Source organism: Chryseobacterium geocarposphaerae (assembly GCF_002797535.1).
Taxonomy (GTDB): Bacteria; Bacteroidota; Bacteroidia; order Flavobacteriales; family Weeksellaceae; genus Chryseobacterium; species Chryseobacterium geocarposphaerae.
Map to the genome: position 1 here is coordinate 272988 of NZ_PGFD01000002.1, position 19582 is coordinate 292569.

Consider the following 19582-nt stretch of genomic DNA (forward strand, 5'->3'; position numbering starts at 1 on the left):
TTTATACCTATAAAAGAATCGCAATCTGTTCTAGTGTGAGAAAACAATTTGTTTAAAGAAGAAATAAAAATATGTGTGGAATAGCTGGAATCGTTACCCAAAATGCAAAAAATTACTCTGAAGCCATTCAGAAAATGACGGATGCTATTGCGCATCGCGGTCCGGATTCTGCCCACCATGAATATTTTGAAAATATTGCTTTAGGTCATCGAAGATTATCCATCATCGACCTTTCAGAAAATGGTAAACAGCCAATGTTTTCCAATTCAAAAAATGAATGTATTGTTTTAAATGGTGAAATTTACGGCTATCAGTCCATCAAAAAACAATATGGTGAATATCCTTACCAAGGGGGCTCCGATACGGAAGTGATTCTCGCCATGTATCAAAGAAAAAAGGAGCATCTGATTCATGACCTTCCCGGAATGTTTGCTTTTTCTATTTGGGACGATGAAAGGCAACAACTTTTCTGTGCTCGAGACCGATTTGGCGAAAAACCATTTTATTATGCTCATGGTAGAAATGGAGAATTTATTTTTGCCTCCGAAATCAAAGCCATTCTTGCAAGTGGGCTTGTAGAGCCTAAACTCAATCAGGAAGCACTCTCCCACTATCTTCAATATGGTTATGTAAGTACGTATCAAAGTATTTACAGCAATATATTTTCACTTCCTCCTGCTCATCAGTTAATTTGGAAAGAAGGAGAAATCAACGTTTCAAGATACTATAGCCTTCCGAAAAAAGACCGTGTTTTAAGTCTTTCAGAAGCTAAAGAAGAATTTACTTACCTATTGAAATCCGCTATTGAAAAACAGCTTATTGCTGATGTTGAAGTCGGAAGCTTTCTGAGCGGAGGTCTTGATTCTTCTTCTGTTGTAGCCATGGTAAATGAGTTTTTACCTCATCAAACAACCATCAGCTTCGGATATGATCATGAAGACAGTGAACTTAAATACGCAAAAGAAATTGCAGAAAAATATAATACCCAGCATATTGAAGTTCACGAGAAGAAAGAAGATCTGGTTTCAGGAATTCTGAAAATAGCTCCTTTTCTGGATGAACCTTTCGCCGACCGTTCCTGTGTTCCGCATTTTGAGATCTGTAAAAGTGCAAGAAAAAACCTGAAAGTGGTTCTTTCCGGAGATGTAGGTGACGAATTGTTTGGTGGCTATAGTTTTTATAGGGTGGAATATGAAATGAAAAAACATTTCAGCTATCAGAATCTTTTGGCTCAGTTTGGTTTAAAATTGTATCAGAACATCCGGCAAATCTCTTACATTTCACAAAAAAATATTCAATACGATTCTATTTTGGATTTTCATCAGAATGAAGTCAGGAATTTCTTTGATAGCAACGAAAGAGCTTCTTTAGGAATTACTCAAAATTATCAGCAGCCTTACAGTTTTGATGCGGATAAAAATTCCCTGAATGATATTATGCGTACCGATTTAGGAAAGTTTGTCCCGGGAAATATGCTGGTAAAATCGGACCGTATGGCAATGGCCAATTCTTTGGAAGTCAGAACTCCGTTTTTAGACATTGACTTTGCAGAATTCTGTATTCAACTTCCGGATCAGCTTAAAATAAATTCTGAGAACGATAAAATCATTTTAAGAGAATCGATGGAATCTTACTGGACGGAAACCATCAGAAACAGAAACAAACAAGGTTTTGGACTTGGGATAGGAAACTGGTTTAAAGAAGAAAGCTTACTCAAATTCTCTGATGAATTATTAAGAGACAAAAATCAAAAGATTTTTGATTATATCGATTTTAAGGCGGCACAAAAGTTTCTGGACAAAGGCCAAAAACACTGGAATCTACTGCAATTGGCTTTATGGGCAAATCATCATTCTAAATTCTTATAAGATGGCGCTTAACGTATCAGTCATTATTCCTGTTTACAATGCAGCACAGTTTTTAGAAAAATCTGTACAATCTGCCCTACAGTTCGAGGAAGTAAGAGAAATCCTGTTAATAGAAGATGCATCTACAGATCAGTCTCTTTCGATCTGCAAAAAACTTATCACCGAAGATTCCCGTATAAAACTGTATCAACATCCTGACAAAGGAAACCATGGAGCCGGTGCCACCAGAAATCTGGGCCTTCAAAAAGCCCAAAGTGACTTCATTTCCTTTTTGGATGCTGATGATTACTATCTTCCCAATAGATTTGATGCTGAGAAAATCCTATTTAATGATTCCAATATTGAGGGAGTTTTCGGCGCAATTGGTGTAGAATATTTAAGTGAAAAAGGAAGGGAAGAATTTCAGGATAAATTTAAAAATACAACGCTTACTACCGTTAATTATCATGCTGAAGGAGAAAAAGTTTTTAAAGGGCTTTTAGGTTTAACAGCTAAACCTTTCGGAACATTTTTCCATTTGAACACATTAACCATAATAAAATCAGCTCTTCAAAAACATGATTTGAGGTTCAACGAAAAACTTCGTGTACATCAGGATTCGGATTTTATTATAAAGCTGGCTTACTTATGTCATTTAAAATCTGGAATTATTGATAAAGCCATAGCAATACGGGGAGTGCATGACGACAACAGGATTACCAAAATAAAACCTTATTCGAAAAAGTTTTATCAAAACAATCTCCTTCTCCAACAGTCATTGTATGAATGGAGTACTATTGTAAAGCTTAAGCCTGAATATTCGAAAAGAATACATTTAAATTACCTCAGCTTCACAATTGCCAATAAAAAACGTTTTAATAAATACTTTTCCTATTTTATCAATTGTATGAAGTATCCTGAATTATTAAAAACAAGATACCGTTTTCATGCCTTAATGACCCCCAAAATATAAATAAACTATATATTTACAGATATAGAATAAAATGAAAATCTCCGTAATCATACCTGTTTATAATGCCGAAAACTATGTTACACAAGCTGTAGAGTCCGCTTTGCAGTTTGATGAGGTTTTTGAAGTGATTCTTGTTGAGGATAAATCTCCGGATAACGCTCTTGAAGTTTGCCGAAATCTGGAAAACAAATATGAAAGAGTAAAGCTCTTCCAGCATCCTGACAAAGAAAACCACGGAGCGGGAGCAAGCAGAAACCTGGGTATTGAAAAAGCAACAGGAGATTTTATTGCTTTTCTTGATGCAGATGATTATTATCTTCCCAATAGATTCGATGCTGAAAAAAAGCTGTTTGAGAATCAGGAAGTCGATGCGGTTTACGGTGCTTTGGGAGTACATTATTATTCCGAAAAAGCAAAAGAGCAGTATGAACCGCTTTTTGGCGATCGTTTAACGACGGTTTATAAAAAACATGATCCTGAAGATGTATTTCCGGGACTGCTTAATATGAAGGGAAGCTTTGGGCTTTTCAGTATTGACGGTCTTACCATTAGAAGAAAGCCGCTGCTTGAAAAAATACAGCCTGTTTTTAAAACTCATCTAAGGCTACACCAAGACACAGAATTCTTATTAAGAAGCTCCTATTATCTTAGATTTCATCCCGGAATTTTGGATAAAGCTATTGCCATGAGAGGTGTGCATGAAAGTAACAGAATCACACAGGTTGATTCCAACAAAAAAAAGCCTTCGATAACCAGGGTCATGCTTTGGAAAGAAGTCAATAAATGGGCAGAAAGTGAGCCTGCAATTCCTAAAGACATTAAAATACACATTAAAAGAACGCATAGAAGTTGGGAAATAGCCAATTCTTCTGTCGGAAAAAAATGGGGAATGATCTTAAAATATCTAATTACCGACTACAAAAGCATCAGATCAGGTCTTTATAATATTAATTTTAGAAATAATTTATTTTAAAATATATGGAAAATAACTGGGCAGAATTCTGGAACAAAAAACAAGACGGCTTTGACAATATTATGCAGCATACTACTGCTTATTTTCAAAAAAACTATATCAGGATTTTCCCTCTTGAGCAAAATGATGTTCTGCTGGATTACGGATGCGGTCCCGGTTATTTTTTAGAAAAATGTACTTCTTATAAGAACAACTTTGCAGGAGTAGACATTTCGAAAAACTATATCCGGTTTTCTAAAGAAAAGTTTAATTCATATCCCAACTTCAGCTTTTATCTTATAGAGGATTCCAATAATTTTTCAACGATTCAACATGTTATTTCTGAAAAAAAAGTGAACAAAATAGTATGCTTAAGTGTTCTGCAATATTTTTCCGATGAAAAAGCGGCAGAAAATTTCCTCGACATGATCTTCAGTTCGGGAAAGATCCATGCTACATTTGGTGATGTAATTCCGAAAAACAACAGTATTATAAAAGACACTTTCTATGTATTTATGGGAGCTCTTAAAAACGGTTTTATCATCAGTTATGTTTCTTTTATTTTGAAAACATTATTTTCCGATTACCTGAAAAAGGATAAAGCACCACTCTTGCAATTTGACAAAGATTTTTTTATCAATTATGCTAAAAAGAATAATCTTAACATCTCTTTACTGAATTTATCAATCCCTAAAACCCGTTTTACGGTTGTTCTGAGCAATAAAGATTAAACCCAGTATTTACTTTTATAAATATTCTTTAAATTTTGGATTAAAAAGCACCGCTCTTGCAATTTGACAAAAATTTTTTTATCAATTATGCTAAAAAGAATAATCTTAACATTTCTTTACTGAATTTATCAATCCCTAAAACCCGTTTTACGGTTGTTCTGAGCAATAAAGATTAAACCCAGTATTTACTTTTATAAATATTCTTTAAATTTTGGATTAAAACAAAGTTCAAATTCCTGTGTTCTGTAGGGAGAATTTAGAAAATCAATGAAACGGAAATCCATGTTTTTCTCATCTCTGTCAAGCTCTATAAGGCTTGGGTGAAGCATTATTTCCACTTCTTCGTCATGAGAATTCTCCAAGTAGGAAAATAGATTTTCAGCATTTATTTCGCAGGTATTCAAGATGCTGTAAAATTTAATCTTTTTAGTGTCAGAATTAAACCGACTTAAAAACCTAAGTAAAAAAAGCTTAATATAGTTGGCTTTACTTGCCGTTTTACCATTATATTTAAAACTTTCTCCAAAATCTTCATTGATTTCCCTGATTCTCGGAATATGATATTTTTCTGCCAGCTTCCGAACAATTTTATTAATGGATGGAATGATGTGAATATGCTCGTGGCCGTCAATATGAGAAATTGTAATTCCTTTATTCTGAATAGCTAAAATCTGATATTCAATTTCTTTTTCAATGTGGGTTAAGACTTTATTGGACTTAAACCGAAATAACAAATTCACAAAACCATTTTTAAAACCGCCATTTTTTGCCAACATATTATCCTTGTACAAAGCTTTTCCGCAAGTAAGATTCACATGAACACCAATCTTTAGATCCGGACATTTCTTGATTACATTTTCTAGGGCATCCTCAAAATAGGCTTCATTGGCCATTAAGCTGGCGTGACTTAGAAATCCTTCCAAATGGGCTTTTTTTATGGCTTCGTTGACTCCTTTTGTGAAACCTAAATCATCTGCATTAATAATGAGCTTACTTTTCATTTTTCTTCGACAATTCTTTTAGATGGAACTTTGTTTTTATAATCATTTCAGGTCTGGTGTCCTTTAGTGGATCATTATCGATATAATCAGATCCGTTTTCCAGGAGAAACCGTCTATTCATGTTAAAATGATTGAATGTGTCGGAGAAATAGTCAAATCCTTGCTCCAAAACAACCGTATCCGTTTTTTTGCTTTTCAAATCAATTTCATTAAATACAGTTTCAGCATTTTCATGGGCATTATAACAAATAAAACAACCTGCAGAAAAGAATAAAACAAGGCAGAGAGACAAAAAAGATGAAAGTATGCTTTCTGTTTTTTTATTTTTAATTCTTTCCAATAAAGAAAATAAAAGATAGCCAATACAAATGATCCACAGTGTATTGGTAAAGAATATAAGCCTTAAACCGATCATAGGAGAATAGGCTACAATCGGAAGTGTAATAATTCCCATTGCAAAAAATAACAGAAGTCTGATTTTCTCCTTTCTTACTATATTTAGTTTTTTATAAAAAAGAAAAAAGAAAATACTTATCAGAGTTGCCACCGAAAGTTCCGGAAGATAATATCTGTACATCATCAGTACAGCCTTAAACTGTTGTATGTATTGCGTAAGGTGGAATATAGAACTTCCGCTCTCTAATTTAGAATATCTTTCCGCATTGGCCGGTGCAAAATACAGCAGCATATATCCAATAATTAAAGACACGTAATAAACAGTAATTTCTATTGAAGGCCATTTTTTTTTCTTTAAAGCTTTATATAAAAATCCTAAAAAAGTAAAGCTAATCAAGACCGGTGGAATGTGTTCGTTTCCCATTCCGGTAAAAATTCCTAAAACAAAAGTCAATATCAGAAATAAAAAGGATCTTTTATCTTTTAAAATATCATTGCCATACACAAAATACTCCATCATCACATAGATATACCACAAATAAAATGGCATGATGAAAGTGTAGTTACCTCCGAAAGGAGTATAAAAAAACATTTCGCCAAAGAACTTGATGAGAACTACGAAGATAAAAACGATGAGCAATACTCTTCTCATACTGTCGGAATCTTTAAAGCTCGGAGGTTTTCTGAATAATAAAAGATACAGCATATAGAAGAAACTGTTGAACGTTATCAACCCATACATCATTTTCAGAAACATGCTTCTCGAAACGAAATTGGTAATCCATTGCCCAACTCTTGGGTTGATATGCAGGTAAGAATTAAAACATTCCTCAAATCGCTGTGGAATCGTCATATCAAACAGATAATAGAACTCATCCCTGGTTCTCGGATAATAAAAAAGACAGAATAGACAGGCTATATTGATGAAAATATAAACTATCTGTGGTAAAATATTCTTTGTCATTTCTTTTTAATTACATCATTAAAATACAATGGCCTGTTTTTTACCTGAATATGAATTCTTCCTATATATTCTCCTATTACTCCCAAAAACAAGATGGTTAAAGAACTAAAAAAAACGGTAATGCAAAGAAGTGTAAGAAAACCCGTTCTGGGCTCGTTATTGGTAAAATTGATATATACTGAAATCGTTAAAAATATAAATGAAAACACACAGCCCAGAAATCCAATAAACGAAGCAATTCTCAACGGCTTCACAGAAAACTGGATAACACTGTCTATAGCCAATTTATAAAGGTTGAAAAAATTATAATTCGATTTCCCGGTAAATCTTTTCGGGGCTTCAAAATCTATAATCTTTGCATTTGTCAATCCTATAAGAGAAAGCATTCCCCTAAACATTCGGTCGTGTTCATTCAGGCTGCTCATCCAAAGAACATACTTCTTATCCAACAGTCTGAAATCGGGCATATTTCTGGGTATTTTAACATCTGAAATACCATTCAGGATCCAGTAATACAGATTTCCCATCATTTTATACCGAAATCCTTTATCCAGATTATCTGTACGTCTGGTAAGGATCAAAGAATCTCCTGCTAGCCACAGCTGTATCAATTCTGCTGCTACTTCCGGAGGGTGCTGCATATCTGCATCCATAAAAAGAACAGCATATTCCTCTTCCAAATTCTGTTCAGCAGCATAGTTCATTCCGGCTGTCATTGCCAGTTCATGTCCAAAATTTTTGGACTGATTAATAATCGTAATATTTTGATATATTTTTTGAAGATCCAGTAATTTTACAAGAGTCTGATCTTTTGATCCATCATTTACGAAAACCAACTCATAAGAACAATTTTGAATAACCTTCAAATTTTCTTCCAGAGACTGGGTCAATATTCCTACATTGCCCTCTTCATTGTAAGTTGAAATAATGATGTAAACTTTTTTCATAAAAAAGATTTAGAATCTGTCTAAAAATATAAAATATCGCAGTATAAAAATACAATAAAAAGAAAAAGACTGGCAGAAATTTAGAATTTTATCAATATAAAATCTTTAATCTGATCGTAAATTCTATGAAGCTCAGGACGCCTTTCTGAACTTTCGTAAAAATTCTCTCGCCGGACTTTCTATTAACTGATAAAACAATGCTGAGCTTAAAAGCAGAGCAACCATGTAAATTCCAAATAGGGCATCAATATCAAAAATGTACTTCTTCCAGACCAATTGTCTCAGAATATACAGAACAGGAATATGCGTAATGTAAATAGCATAGCTTATTTCTCCTAGATATTCTAAAGGCTTTAAAGAAAATATCTTTGTTAAAAGCCCATTATTTCTCGAAATCAAAAGAATGAGAGGAATAAACAACACACCCATTAATCCGTTATGGAAATACAACGGAACAAATATCAGGCACAATAAAATTCCTATAAAAATGAGACTTATTGACAGATCAAAATCTTTTTGCTTGTGATTTTTAATGAAAAATAATCCTGCAAGATTTCCTATCAGAAACTCATTGATATGAAGTAACGGGAAATAGGTAATAAAATCATGACTTTCAGTATGTGGACCTTTGTAAAAGCCCGATTTCATATATAAATTCGAAAAAATCTGTGTGACAATCCAGATAAGAATAGTAATCACCCAGATGCTTTTATTCTTTTTTGAATATAAATAATTATAAAGAAAAGGAAACAGCAGATAAAACAAAAATTCAACAGAGATCGACCAGCCCGGAAAGTTCAGAACCATTGCTTTACCCGGAATCCAGCTCTGTAACCCTAAAAGATATAGAAGAATATCCGTAAACAGAAATTTTTCTTCGCGCGTAAACCAAAGAAGCAGTAAACCAACCACATACAAAGGATAAATTCTTGCAAATCTGTTCCGGTAATAATCTCCGTAGCCAATTTTTTCTTTTTTATGATACGCGATGATCATAATAAAACCGGAAAGGATGAAAAAATAACTTACGCCCACATTCGCTCTCAAAAAAACTTCGGAGAGATAGGGTATCTTATAGAGAAATACATCTTTATTGAAATGCGAGATTACAATTGCCAATGCGGCAACAAATCGCGTAAAAGTAATCTGAGTAATTTTCAAAAACCTGATCTTATTTTATAAAAACACCCACATATTTTCCTTCAAACTCCACCACCGTAGTATTTATCTTATTCTTTTCACAGAAATCCTGATAAGCAGAGTTGTCACCAATATCATCACTCATGAAAACACCCCCTTTTCTTAAATTACGGTAAAGCTCCTGATAAGCCCATATTCTTCCGTCATAGCTTTTATCAGAATCATAGTGAACCACGTCAAAACCAGAAGTTTCGGCAAAGATTTTAGGCAGAGATTCTTTATCGGCAAAACGGAAAAGCTTCCAGTTAGCTTTAAGGTTTTCAGGAACTACGTAGCCTACATACTGATCGCCATTCTGACCAAGATAAGGCATATCTGAACTGTAAAGTGTTCCGTTTCTCTTTCTTAATGAAAGTAAAGCAGCCAATGAAGACCAGCCGTAAGCAACACCTGTTTCCACCACATGCTGAGCATTTGAAAACTCGCAGGCATAATAGATCAGTTCCAAAGCTCCTGCTCCACCCATTTTGATAGGACATTCCTTTTCTTTTTCTCCTGCCTGTTTCAAAACATCTTGAAATTCATGGTTGAATGATTCGGAATTTACTTCGAAAAGCTTATGAATTGCCTCTTCCTGAGAAACAGCTTTTGAAGCAGCCCAGGAATTTGTTTTTTCCTTTCCTTTGAAAGCATTATTCCTGTTGATCGTATTTTTCAGAATCTTCCTCCCAAGTTCCGGATAAAGATCAGGTCTTTTTAAATAACCTATAAACGTTTTTAGAACCCTTGTTATTTCGCTCACTGTGTCTGCTTTAAGAGAACAAAAATAAAGATTTTCATTCAATTGCCTATTTTAAAGAATAATTATATTTTTGAATTAATCTTTTCATCAAACTATTAGTCTCCGAATGAAATTCTCAATCCTTATAGCCAATTACAATAACGGGAAATATTTCAAAAGCTGTTATGATTCCATTATTGCTCAAAGTTTTAAAGACTGGGAGGTCATCATTGTGGATGACGCTTCCACGGATAACTCATTAGAGCTGATTAAGAATTTAATCGATGACGACTCAAGGTTTAAGTTACTTATTAACTCACAAAACGAAGGCTGCGGCTTTACGAAAAGAAAATGCATGGAATATGCTGCAGGGAAATATTGTGGTTTCTTAGATCCGGATGACGCTTTATTTTCTAATGCGCTCCAGGATTCAGTAACCTATCTGGAAAAAAGTAAATACATAGCCACCTATTCCAAATTAACATTTTGTGATGAAAATTTAAATATTACAGAAGATTATGCTAAGATAAGGCAAATAGATAATAAGAAGGATTTTTTCAATTCTCCGATACAGGTCCATCATTTTTTTGCATTCAAAAGAGAAGCGTATCTAAAAACAGAAGGCATTGATCCTTCATTAAAAAGTGCGGTGGATCAGGATTTATATTTAAAGCTTCTGGAGCATGGAAACGCCAAATATTTGCCCGTCCGAATGTATAAATACCGTCAACATTCTCAAGGAATTTCTCAGTCCTCCTCAAAAGAAAAAGCAAAAGAATCATTTGCCAAAGTAATTTTCAATACGATGAAAAGAAGAGGCTTACAATCTCTTCACGGTAAAACAATTCCGGCCGAATATAATAATGCAAAAGAAATTTTTGATCTTCTGGAATACCAGAATTCAATTTCTTACCGCTTACAAAAAAAACTCAGAATATTCGTTCAACAATTATTCAGCTAAGATGAAAAAAGAAAAAATAAAAGTGCTTTTCAGACACCGTTCTATGGAAATGGGAGGGGTAGAAAAAGTAATCCTGAGTATGTTGAACAATCTCGATCAGGAAAAATTTGAGATGACAGTTTGTTTGAATATCAACCAGGGAGAATTGCGCAATGAGTTTCCGAGCCATGTAAGAAAAGTATATCTAGAAGATGGAAAAGAAGATCTTTCTAAAAATCCATTGATACAAAAAATTCAGCTTGCAAAAAGAAAATACAGACTTCAAAGAGCTCAGAATAATCCTAAGATAGCAGATCAGCTACTGAATGAAAATTTTGATGTGGAAATTGCTCCAACCTATGCAGCTTTTTCATCAGTCTTAAATTCTGTCAATAAAAATTCAAAAAAAATTGGTTGGTTCCATTCCGATATTACCTTACCCAAACTTCAGCCTTTAGTTCCTGATATTTTAAAACAGATTCCACAGTTTGATTATTTTATTTTTGGTTCTCAACAAACTCGGGATATTTTAATGGAGACCTATCCTGATCTTAAACTTCCGGAAAACCAAGTGATCTTAAACGCGATCCCGATTGAAGAACTGAAAGAAAAAGCAAAAGCTTTCCAACCCGAATTCCCTGAAAAACCCGTTTTTGTTTCCGTAGCCAGATTGCATAGCAGAAAAGGGTTTCATAAATTAATGGATGCTCACGTAAAACTACTGAAAGCTGGATTTGACCATCATATCATCGTCATTGGTGATGGCGAAGAAAAAGAAAATCTGAAAAAGCAGGCACAGGAATTAGGTGTTACCGAAAGTTTTCAATTATTAGGTTCATTGCTCAATCCGTATCCTTATGTAAAAAATGCTGATTTTTTCATTCTCCCTTCCGAATCTGAAAGCTGGCCATTAATTATCGCCGATTCATTAATTCTTCAAAAGCCCATCATTTCAACCAATGTAGGAGGAATTCCTGAAATGATAACTCACGAAAAAACCGGGCACCTCATCAATTATGAAACGGAAGAAATGTATGAAGCCATGAAGAGATTTCTTACAGAACCGGAATATGTTTCAACAATTAAAGAAAATCTGAAAGACATCGAAAAACAATTTGACAATCAAAAGATTTTTGATGCGGTTGAAAATATCATTACTAACTTAGTAAAAAAATAAAAAAATGCTTTTTATTTACCGCCTGATTCTTAAAATTCACACCTCTTATCATCGGATGATACAAAACGTGTATCTGAAAGTCTGTATTGCTAAAGGATTAAAAGTAGGAAAAAACGTACGCTTTGTAGAGGTCCCCGAATTCGGAACCGAACCTTTTCTGATTGAAATTGGTGATGAAACTACGTTCTCCAACAATGTAAGGTTTGTGAATCATGATGGCGGACAAAATGCCCTTCACTTTTTTGAAAAATATAAAGATGTAAGAACCTTCGGAAGAATAAAAATTGGTAAGCAATGCCTGATTGGAGCCGATACGATCATCATGCCTGGTGTAGAAATGCAGGATAATTGTGTTTTGGGAGCAGGTTCCATTCTAACCTCATCAATGCCTAAAGGAAGTGTTTTTGCGGGCGTTCCGGCAAAGTTTATCTGTACCATAGAAGAGTATGGCGATAAATTATTAGCCAATAACGTGATGTACCCAAGAGAGCTTGAACTTGTACGTCCTCAATTGGAAGCTTACATAAAGAAGCACCTTCCTCACACTTACAAACCGGTAAAATAAATGACAGAAAAGAAAAAAATACTGATTCGAATCGGTTCTCTGCGACATGGTGGAGCTGAAAAAGTATTGGTTACTTTTCTTAAAAATCTTCCGGAAACCAAATACGAAATAGATCTTCTTCTTAATTTATATTCTGGAAAATATCTCAGCGAAGTTCCTTCTTGGGTTAATATCTTATATCTAAACAAAGGCGAGATGATCACCACGAACCGGATTCAGGATATCCCTCGAAAAATATACCGGGTACTTTATCAAAATGTCTTAAAAAGATTTCCTAAACTTCTTTATAACGGAAAACTAAATGGTAAAAAATATGATATTGAATTTGCCGCCATTCATGGCATGCGCGATGAGATTTTAAATTCACCATTAAAAAATTCTAAAAAAATAGTTTGGATACACAATGATCTTTCAGAGGTAAAAGGCTACACCAATGATGAAATCAGAAAGTTTTTTGGCTTTGATAAGATCATGGTGATTTCAGAAAAAATTAAAGCAACATTTCTCAATCAGGCACAAAGTGAAGCAGAAAGACAGAAAGTAGAAAAAATATATAATCCTTTAGATACTGAAGAAATTTTAGCCAAAGCCGAGCAACCTGTTCTTAACTACAACTTTGACATAACTTGTCCTACGTTTATTTCAGTAGGAACCGTTTTTCCGCAAAAAGGTTTTGACAGATTGCTGAAAGTTCACAAAAGACTTCTTGATGAAGGTTTCCAACATAAAATTCTCATCGTAGGCGACGGTTATGATTTTGAAAATATCAAAAAATTAAAATCAGAATTAGGAGTTGACAACACTGCTACAATGCTTGGGTTTACAGATAATCCGTATCCCCATTTTAAACATTCGGATTTTTACATTTTAAGTTCGAGATATGAAGGGTTTCCTACGGTTCTTTTTGAAGCGATTACCCTGAAAAAGAAAATAATCGCCACAGAAGTTTCCGGAGCAGCCGAAATGCTGAATGGCGGAGAGATTGGACTGATTGTTGAAAATTCAGAAGAAGGCATCTATAACGGAATGAAAAAGGCACTTGAAAGCCCCGAATATTTTACTACCTATTCGGAAAATTTGAAAGAATATGTAATGCCGTTCGGCTTACAGAACTCTGTAGATTCCATAATGAATATTATCGACAGTTTATAAATCATTTTTCTTTTATCTTTGCTCTAATGTCAAACTATTCAACCATACAGAAAGATTTTTATCGTGAGAGCGGAAAATGGCTTTCCACTTTTAAAATATGGGCAAAATGCATCAATCCTAACCTGCATTTCATCTACATTTTGAGAAAAAATCAGCAATTGGGGAAAGTTCCTGTTATAGGATTTTTCTGGAGAATGACTTTGAGACATTTCCAGATTAAATATGGGTTCCAGATTTATCCGGAAACTCAGATCGGAGAAGGTTTTTATTTGGGACATTGGGGAAGTCTGGTGATCAATCCGAAAACCATAATTGGCAGAAACTGCAATATTGCACAAGGTGTCACTATCGGACAGCAAAACAGGGGTAAAAATGAAGGCTCCCCCGAAATAGGCAATGAAGTCTGGATTGGCCCAAATGCCGTAATTGTCGGGAATATAAAAATTGGAAATAATGTTCTAATAGCTCCCAATTCGTATGTAAATTTTAATGTTCCTTCCGATTCTGTTGTAAGCGGAAATCCGGCCCAGATTTATCCTAATGAAAAGGCTACAGATGGGTATATTAATCATAAAGTTTGAGTAAACTCTTATCAAATTACATTTAACAGCATCTTTACTGTATCTTATTTTTTCAAGTATTTAATTTTTTATCGTAATTTTATGCTACGTTTTTGATTATTTCAATCATAGTAGGCGGTGTTAATACTTTGTTTATTATTAATTGAACATGATTTTAAGCATATTTTAATATTAAACTTTGTTAAAACCATTTGCTTTTTCTACAAAAATTATATTTTTGCATAATTATTGATTCAATCTATTGAATTTGAAAATAATTTAAACGAAATAAATAATTATTCACTTTTAAATTTTATTTTATGTCACAATCATACGACGTTATTTTCGAAAACAACAGAAAATGGGTAGAATCTAAAGTTGCAGAAAACCCTGAGTTCTTTCATGAGCTTGCAAAAACTCAGAATCCGGAGTTCCTTTATATTGGATGTTCGGACAGTAGAGTGACTGCAGAGGAAGTAATGGGAATGAAACCGGGAGAAGTATTTGTGACCAGAAATATTGCCAATGTTGTCAATACGTTGGATATGAGTTCTACAGCGGTTATTCAATACGCAGTAGAGCATCTTAAAGTGAATCATATCATTGTGTGCGGACATTATAACTGCGGAGGTGTAAAAGCAGCAATGTCACCTCAGGATTTAGGACTAATGAATCCTTGGCTGAGAACCATACGTGATGTGTACAGATTGCACCAAGCAGAGCTGGATTCTATTGAAGATGAAAAGAAACGTTATGACAGGCTTGTAGAACTTAATGTTCAGGAACAGTGCATCAACGTGATTAAGATGGCCTGTGTACAGGAAAGGTATATCTTGGAAGAATATCCTATTGTTCACGGCTGGGTTTTTGACCTTAGAACCGGAAAAATTATTGATTTGGAGATTGATTTTGAAAAAATCTTAAAAGACATTCAAAAAATCTATAATCTTACGGATTCGGACTGGGTGATGAGCCGAAAGAAAAAGTAATATTTTTCTAAAAAACAATGAAATGAAACTTTGGAGTATTATTACATTAATGGTCTTCTTGAACTTTACAGCACTACCGAGTATTGCTGCAGTTTTTAATTGGGACCTGCTCCAAACCAACGTTATAGTGAATGAAGAAGAGCCTCATTCTTCCTCATCTTCCTTTGTAGTTTACGAAAAAGCACTTCCAAAACCTTTGGACGTCTTTGATTATCTAAGATTTTTTGAACCTGATTTAAAAGGTAAATCATTCGTACTGATTGATGATGACTTTCATCTTTCACCACTTCTTACTCTATTTTCTCCGCCTCCGGAAGCTTAATTTTTATCAAATACGTTTTTTATTGTCTTCATACCTGTTTTGGGTATTGAATCGATATGTACTTCAAAAATTAAATTTCCAAACTTTTTATAACTGATTAATCACAGCCAATCAGCTATAGCTATACATTTTCATATCATGAAAAACACATCTTTAATAGGAGGAATAAAGGAGAATTTCCCTTCAGGACTCGTTGTATTTTTAGTGGCACTTCCTTTATGTTTAGGAATTGCCTTAGCATCAGGTGCTCCGCCTTTATCAGGAATTATTGCCGGAATTGTAGGCGGATTAGTGGTTGGATCCCTGAGTAATTCCAATATTTCCGTATCCGGACCTGCAGCAGGTTTAACGGCAATTGTTTTAACTGCAATTACTGATTTAGGTGCATTTGAATTATTTCTTTGTGCGGGAATCATTGCCGGTCTCATTCAGTTGGTTTTAGGGTTTGTGAGAGCAGGAAGTATCTCCAATTACTTTCCCAATAACGTGATTGAAGGAATGCTTGCTGCCATAGGAATCATCATTATCTTAAAACAAATTCCACATGCACTGGGGTTTGATAAGGATTATGAAGGACACGAATCTATCTTTGACAATGGTTTAAATTTAAATTATTTCACTGAATTATTTGGAGCTATTCATCCCGGAGCTATTATTGTGACTCTGGTTTCAATTGCCATTCTTTTGGCTTGGGATAAAATACCTGTTTTAAAAAGAATGAAAATGCTTCCTGGAGCTTTAGTTGCTGTTGTCGCGGGTATTTTGTTGAACGAAGCTTTCAAAATGACCGGAAGTTCATTGGCAATTAGCCCTAAACATCTGGTTGTACTGCCTGTTCCGCAATCATTTGAGGATATTAAAAACCTTGTCACAATGCCTGATTTTGCAGGATTTTCAAATCCTAAAGTATGGATTGTAGGAGCTACCATTGCTATTGTTGCTTCTATTGAAACCCTACTTTGTATTGAAGCATCTGACCGATTGGATAAACAAAGAAGAATTACAGATACCAACCTTGAATTAAAAGCTCAGGGTATTGGAAATTTAGTCAGTTCACTTATCGGCGGGCTTCCGATGACTTCAGTCGTGGTAAGAAGTTCTGCCAATGCCAACGCAGGTGCAACTTCAAAAATTTCCGCAATCATTCATGGAGTTTTATTGTTAATTTGTGTACTTTCAATTCCTATGATTCTGAATTTAATTCCGTTAGCGACATTAGCAGCGGTGTTAATTTTAGTAGGATATAAACTTGCAAAACCTGCTACATTTAAGCATTTCTGGCATTTAGGGAAATTCCAGTTCATTCCTTTCGTTGCAACGGTAATTGCTGTAGTTGCCACAGATCTTTTGAAAGGGGTAGGAATAGGTTTGGCAATTTCAATTTTCTATATTCTTCAGGGAAACATGAAAAGAGCATACTATTTGAGCCGGGAAAAGCTGAATGACGCAGACGGAATCAATATTAAATTAGCAGAGGAAGTATCTTTTCTAAACAAAGCAGCTATTAAGAAGACATTAAAAAACATTAAACCTAAATCTAATGTGATTATTGATGCACGAGGAACTTCATATATCGCCACTGATGTTCTGGAAATGATCCAGGATTTTGCGAATATCCGTGCCAAAGAAGAAGACATCAATGTTGAGCTTTTAGGTTTTAAAACATCATACAGAGATTATGAGAACAGCCAGGATTCTCATGTTTTAATTACACACACAAGGGCGATGTAGCTCACAAATTATTATTTTAAATTTTAAATATTACATTCATTATATGAAAGCACATACATACGAAACACAGTCAACAATTACTCCTGAAAAAGCATTAGAATTTTTAAAGGAAGGAAATCAAAGATTCGTCAATAATTTAAAGGCCAACAGAGATCTTTTGGAACAGGTAAATGCGACCCGTGAAGGGCAATGGCCTTTTGCCGTTGTTTTAAGCTGTATCGACAGCCGTACTTCTGCAGAGCTTATCTTTGACCAAGGACTGGGAGATATTTTCAGTATTAGGATTGCCGGTAATTTTGTCAATCAGGATATTTTAGGTTCCATGGAGTTTGGCTGTAACGTGGCAGGATCGAAGCTTATTGTTGTTTTGGGACACACGAAATGTGGTGCCTTAAAAGGAGGATTAGACGCTGCACAGATCGAAGGATTAGGAATGGATAATCTTAACCACCTGATCAATCATTTTGACCCGATCATTAGAGAAGTAATTGAAGAAGGAGAAGAAAGATCTTCAAAAAACAGTTCACTTCTGGAAAGATTAAACCAACAAAATGTAAGAAGTGCTATTGAGGATATCCGTAAACAAAGCTCTACGTTGAAAAACCTTGAAAAAGAAGGTAAGATTAAAATCGTTGGGGCAAATTACGATGTAGAAACCGGTGCCGTAACCTGGTTATAATTTATAAAAATGCTTTAAAAATTTCGGCGGGGAGCTTTGCTCCCCGCCGAAATTTTATTTTCCATTAAAAGCTGACATTGTATTGTTGATTCCCGCAAAAACAAATGAAAGACAGGCTTTAGCGAACTTTTCAATTCTCTCCGGAAGTTTTTCAGCTTCAGACTCGTTCCAGGTTCCCAATACATAATCTACCTGCTTTCCTTCAGAAAATTCTGCTGAAATCCCAAAACGAAGTCTCGCATAATTTTGTGTCTGCAGTACTTCGATGATGTTCTTTAATCCATTATGTCCCGCATCAGATCCTTTGCCTTTCAGCCTTAAAGTTCCAAAAGGAAGAGCCAGATCATCTGTTACAATGAGAACATTCTCCAAAGGAATGTTTTCTTTCTGCATCCAGTACCTCACGGCATTCCCTGAAAGATTCATATAGGTATCCGGTTTTAAAAGCAATACTCTCCTTCCTTTGTATTTACCGTCAGCCAGCCAGCCAAAATTACTCGTATTGAATGGAACTTCAAGAGTTTCTGCAATTTTTTCAACAATTTTAAATCCTATATTATGACGTGTATTTTCATATTCAGACCCTTTGTTTCCAAGTCCGACAATTAAATATTTCATTTAAAAATTTTTACAAAATTAAGAGATAAAAAATAAAAAACTCAATCCTGAAGAGAATTGAGCTTTTTAAATACAGTTATTTTTTTATTTTACAAAGGCTTATAAATATAATATCTACCATACCCTTTCGTCAAATAAGTCTGCTGATCATATGTGAAGTTTGTAGAGGTAACTACTGGAGCAGGAACCGGTACATTTAAATCTGTAAAAGATACTCTGGACGGGTTGTTTGGAGACAACATAAGGCATCTGCTATCATTAAGCGATGTAGATAATATATATGAAATTTTATATGCAGTAGGTAATAAAGTATACGGACTTATTCTATCATCATAGTTCAAGAATCCGAATTCATATTTAACCGTTATAGGATCATTCACACCTGCTGTAATAGTTCCAAACCCTTTTTCAACTTTAGATATGTTGTCACCTAAATAAGTATACTTAGCTTCAGAATATGCAGTATATTCAAAAGGAGTTCCTGATACCTCTAAACCTGTTTTCATTGTAATCGTTTCAAGTTTTGCTGTAGATGCATTATATTTCAGAGTATATACTGATTTCGTTTGCTTATCTAAAACCTGAGCTGGAGGAGTTCCTGTCAATTTATAAATATTTCTGTTTTCCGTAATTGATTCCAATCTACCAGAAGCACCATAAGTGAACAATTGCGTATAAGTAACCTTACCCGGATCAAGAGTCCCGTTATTATCCAAATCTAAGAACCCGTCAAAAGTGATTTTACTAATTCTGTCACCACTATATGCAATATCAGTAATGGATGCGCCATTATTCACTTTAGTTAAAAGTAGCCCCGTATAATGATAATCAGCAACGGTAGCAAAATCCGTGATCTCCTGATGTAATGCTCTGGCTCCATTTAGACCAGTATTTGTATTAATGTCTACAAGAGGATCTCCATTTTCATCAGCTAAATCTTTACATGAATGGATAGAGGAAATACCTGCTACAAGTAAAATAAAGTAGAAAAGTCGCTTCATTTCTTAAAAGGATTATTTATTTTTCCACAAATATAATTTTTTTTTGCATAAAAATTACATTTTTATTTATTTTCTCACAAAAACGGCAACAATAAAAACCTTAAAACAAGGTAATT

At 34.4% G+C, this 19582-nt stretch carries 20 protein-coding genes; 13 read left to right on the forward strand and 7 right to left on the reverse strand.

The annotated features are described in order from the left end of the window. The first annotated feature begins 71 nt into the window (after positions 1 to 71). The 4 genes from asnB to CLV73_RS12840 are packed head-to-tail and all read left to right on the forward strand — an operon-like array spanning position 72 to position 4503. On the forward strand, positions 72 to 1868 hold the full coding sequence (gene asnB / locus CLV73_RS12825; protein ID WP_100377280.1) for an asparagine synthase (glutamine-hydrolyzing): 1797 nt from the start codon (positions 72 to 74) through the stop codon (positions 1866 to 1868). Position 1869: 1 nt separating this feature from the next. Further along, positions 1870 to 2820 (forward strand): glycosyltransferase family 2 protein, encoded by a 951-nt coding sequence (locus CLV73_RS12830; protein ID WP_100377281.1) that lies wholly within the window; start codon positions 1870 to 1872, stop codon positions 2818 to 2820. A 31-nt stretch (positions 2821 to 2851) separates the two neighbouring features. After that, positions 2852 to 3793 carry a glycosyltransferase family 2 protein gene (locus CLV73_RS12835; protein ID WP_100377282.1) on the forward strand — a complete coding sequence of 314 codons (942 nt, stop codon included), beginning with the start codon at positions 2852 to 2854 and terminating at the stop codon, positions 3791 to 3793. A 5-nt stretch (positions 3794 to 3798) separates the two neighbouring features. After that, positions 3799 to 4503, forward strand: a complete 705-nt coding sequence (locus tag CLV73_RS12840) for a methyltransferase domain-containing protein (protein ID WP_100377283.1) — start codon at positions 3799 to 3801, stop codon at positions 4501 to 4503. A gap of 191 nt (positions 4504 to 4694) precedes the next feature. Here CLV73_RS12840 and CLV73_RS12845 read toward each other — a convergent pair whose 3' ends face one another. The 5 genes from CLV73_RS12845 to CLV73_RS12865 form a co-directional block, all read right to left on the reverse strand. Next, positions 4695 to 5504 carry a carbohydrate deacetylase gene (locus CLV73_RS12845; RefSeq protein ID WP_100377284.1) on the reverse strand — a complete coding sequence of 270 codons (810 nt, stop codon included), beginning with the start codon at positions 5502 to 5504 and terminating at the stop codon, positions 4695 to 4697. After that, the gene (locus CLV73_RS12850) at positions 5494 to 6864 is read right to left on the reverse strand and encodes a DUF6056 family protein (protein ID WP_100377285.1); all 1371 of its coding nucleotides are present in this window, start codon (positions 6862 to 6864) and stop codon (positions 5494 to 5496) included. The genes CLV73_RS12845 and CLV73_RS12850 overlap by 11 nt, the downstream gene beginning before the upstream one ends. Then, positions 6861 to 7811, reverse strand: a complete 951-nt coding sequence (locus tag CLV73_RS12855) for a glycosyltransferase family 2 protein (protein WP_100377286.1) — start codon at positions 7809 to 7811, stop codon at positions 6861 to 6863. The genes CLV73_RS12850 and CLV73_RS12855 overlap by 4 nt, the downstream gene beginning before the upstream one ends. Before the next feature lie 132 nt (positions 7812 to 7943). Then, the gene (locus CLV73_RS12860) at positions 7944 to 8972 is read right to left on the reverse strand and encodes an acyltransferase family protein (protein WP_157798794.1); all 1029 of its coding nucleotides are present in this window, start codon (positions 8970 to 8972) and stop codon (positions 7944 to 7946) included. Between the two features lie 10 nt (positions 8973 to 8982). Next, positions 8983 to 9753 (reverse strand): class I SAM-dependent methyltransferase, encoded by a 771-nt coding sequence (locus CLV73_RS12865; RefSeq protein WP_100377860.1) that lies wholly within the window; start codon positions 9751 to 9753, stop codon positions 8983 to 8985. Between the two features lie 106 nt (positions 9754 to 9859). Between CLV73_RS12865 and CLV73_RS12870 the strand changes: the two genes are divergently transcribed. From CLV73_RS12870 to CLV73_RS12910, 9 genes are all read left to right on the forward strand, one after another. Beyond that, positions 9860 to 10693 carry a glycosyltransferase family 2 protein gene (locus tag CLV73_RS12870; RefSeq protein WP_100377288.1) on the forward strand — a complete coding sequence of 278 codons (834 nt, stop codon included), beginning with the start codon at positions 9860 to 9862 and terminating at the stop codon, positions 10691 to 10693. 1 nt (position 10694) lies between these two features. Continuing rightward, positions 10695 to 11849, forward strand: a complete 1155-nt coding sequence (locus tag CLV73_RS12875; RefSeq protein ID WP_100377289.1) for a glycosyltransferase — start codon at positions 10695 to 10697, stop codon at positions 11847 to 11849. Positions 11850 to 11853: 4 nt separating this feature from the next. Next, a complete protein-coding gene (locus CLV73_RS12880) occupies positions 11854 to 12414 on the forward strand; it encodes an acyltransferase (RefSeq protein ID WP_100377290.1) in 561 nt (186 codons plus the stop codon). Then, positions 12415 to 13566, forward strand: a complete 1152-nt coding sequence (locus CLV73_RS12885; RefSeq protein WP_100377291.1) for a glycosyltransferase — start codon at positions 12415 to 12417, stop codon at positions 13564 to 13566. Positions 13567 to 13592: 26 nt separating this feature from the next. Continuing rightward, entirely contained in the window at positions 13593 to 14147 is a 555-nt protein-coding gene (locus CLV73_RS12890) for a serine acetyltransferase (protein WP_100377292.1), read from the forward strand. A 299-nt stretch (positions 14148 to 14446) separates the two neighbouring features. Continuing rightward, entirely contained in the window at positions 14447 to 15115 is a 669-nt protein-coding gene (locus CLV73_RS12895) for a carbonic anhydrase (RefSeq protein ID WP_100377293.1), read from the forward strand. 22 nt (positions 15116 to 15137) lie between these two features. Next, the gene (locus CLV73_RS12900; protein WP_100377294.1) at positions 15138 to 15437 is read left to right on the forward strand and encodes a hypothetical protein; all 300 of its coding nucleotides are present in this window, start codon (positions 15138 to 15140) and stop codon (positions 15435 to 15437) included. A gap of 138 nt (positions 15438 to 15575) precedes the next feature. After that, positions 15576 to 17168, forward strand: a complete 1593-nt coding sequence (locus tag CLV73_RS12905; protein ID WP_100377295.1) for a SulP family inorganic anion transporter — start codon at positions 15576 to 15578, stop codon at positions 17166 to 17168. Positions 17169 to 17211: 43 nt separating this feature from the next. Beyond that, on the forward strand, positions 17212 to 17847 hold the full coding sequence (locus CLV73_RS12910) for a carbonic anhydrase (RefSeq protein ID WP_100377296.1): 636 nt from the start codon (positions 17212 to 17214) through the stop codon (positions 17845 to 17847). A 54-nt stretch (positions 17848 to 17901) separates the two neighbouring features. Here the strand turns inward: CLV73_RS12910 and pth are convergent, their stop codons facing one another. Both pth and CLV73_RS12920 read right to left on the reverse strand, forming a co-directional pair. Then, complete coding sequence (pth, locus tag CLV73_RS12915; protein WP_100377297.1) at positions 17902 to 18465, reverse strand: aminoacyl-tRNA hydrolase; 564 nt, start codon at positions 18463 to 18465, stop codon at positions 17902 to 17904. A gap of 89 nt (positions 18466 to 18554) precedes the next feature. Continuing rightward, on the reverse strand, positions 18555 to 19466 hold the full coding sequence (locus CLV73_RS12920) for a hypothetical protein (protein WP_100377298.1): 912 nt from the start codon (positions 19464 to 19466) through the stop codon (positions 18555 to 18557). Between the last annotated feature and the right edge of the window lie 116 nt (positions 19467 to 19582).

Excerpts from the sequence above, each read along its gene's own strand:
- CLV73_RS12905 (WP_100377295.1), top strand. The coding sequence starts at position 15,576 with ATGAAAAACACATCTTTAATAGGAGGAATAAAGGAGAATTTCCCTTCA.
- CLV73_RS12870 (WP_100377288.1), top strand. The coding sequence starts at position 9,860 with ATGAAATTCTCAATCCTTATAGCCAATTACAATAACGGGAAATATTTC.
- CLV73_RS12840 (WP_100377283.1), top strand. The coding sequence starts at position 3,799 with ATGGAAAATAACTGGGCAGAATTCTGGAACAAAAAACAAGACGGCTTT.
- CLV73_RS12895 (WP_100377293.1), top strand. The coding sequence starts at position 14,447 with ATGTCACAATCATACGACGTTATTTTCGAAAACAACAGAAAATGGGTA.
- CLV73_RS12890 (WP_100377292.1), top strand. The coding sequence starts at position 13,593 with ATGTCAAACTATTCAACCATACAGAAAGATTTTTATCGTGAGAGCGGA.
- asnB (WP_100377280.1), top strand. The coding sequence starts at position 72 with ATGTGTGGAATAGCTGGAATCGTTACCCAAAATGCAAAAAATTACTCT.
- CLV73_RS12900 (WP_100377294.1), top strand. The coding sequence starts at position 15,138 with ATGAAACTTTGGAGTATTATTACATTAATGGTCTTCTTGAACTTTACA.
- CLV73_RS12830 (WP_100377281.1), top strand. The coding sequence starts at position 1,870 with ATGGCGCTTAACGTATCAGTCATTATTCCTGTTTACAATGCAGCACAG.
- CLV73_RS12880 (WP_100377290.1), top strand. The coding sequence starts at position 11,854 with ATGCTTTTTATTTACCGCCTGATTCTTAAAATTCACACCTCTTATCAT.
- CLV73_RS12835 (WP_100377282.1), top strand. The coding sequence starts at position 2,852 with ATGAAAATCTCCGTAATCATACCTGTTTATAATGCCGAAAACTATGTT.
- CLV73_RS12845 (WP_100377284.1), bottom strand. The coding sequence starts at position 5,504 with ATGAAAAGTAAGCTCATTATTAATGCAGATGATTTAGGTTTCACAAAA.
- CLV73_RS12920 (WP_100377298.1), bottom strand. The coding sequence starts at position 19,466 with ATGAAGCGACTTTTCTACTTTATTTTACTTGTAGCAGGTATTTCCTCT.
- CLV73_RS12850 (WP_100377285.1), bottom strand. The coding sequence starts at position 6,864 with ATGACAAAGAATATTTTACCACAGATAGTTTATATTTTCATCAATATA.
- CLV73_RS12910 (WP_100377296.1), top strand. The coding sequence starts at position 17,212 with ATGAAAGCACATACATACGAAACACAGTCAACAATTACTCCTGAAAAA.
- CLV73_RS12885 (WP_100377291.1), top strand. The coding sequence starts at position 12,415 with ATGACAGAAAAGAAAAAAATACTGATTCGAATCGGTTCTCTGCGACAT.
- pth (WP_100377297.1), bottom strand. The coding sequence starts at position 18,465 with ATGAAATATTTAATTGTCGGACTTGGAAACAAAGGGTCTGAATATGAA.
- CLV73_RS12875 (WP_100377289.1), top strand. The coding sequence starts at position 10,695 with ATGAAAAAAGAAAAAATAAAAGTGCTTTTCAGACACCGTTCTATGGAA.
- CLV73_RS12855 (WP_100377286.1), bottom strand. The coding sequence starts at position 7,811 with ATGAAAAAAGTTTACATCATTATTTCAACTTACAATGAAGAGGGCAAT.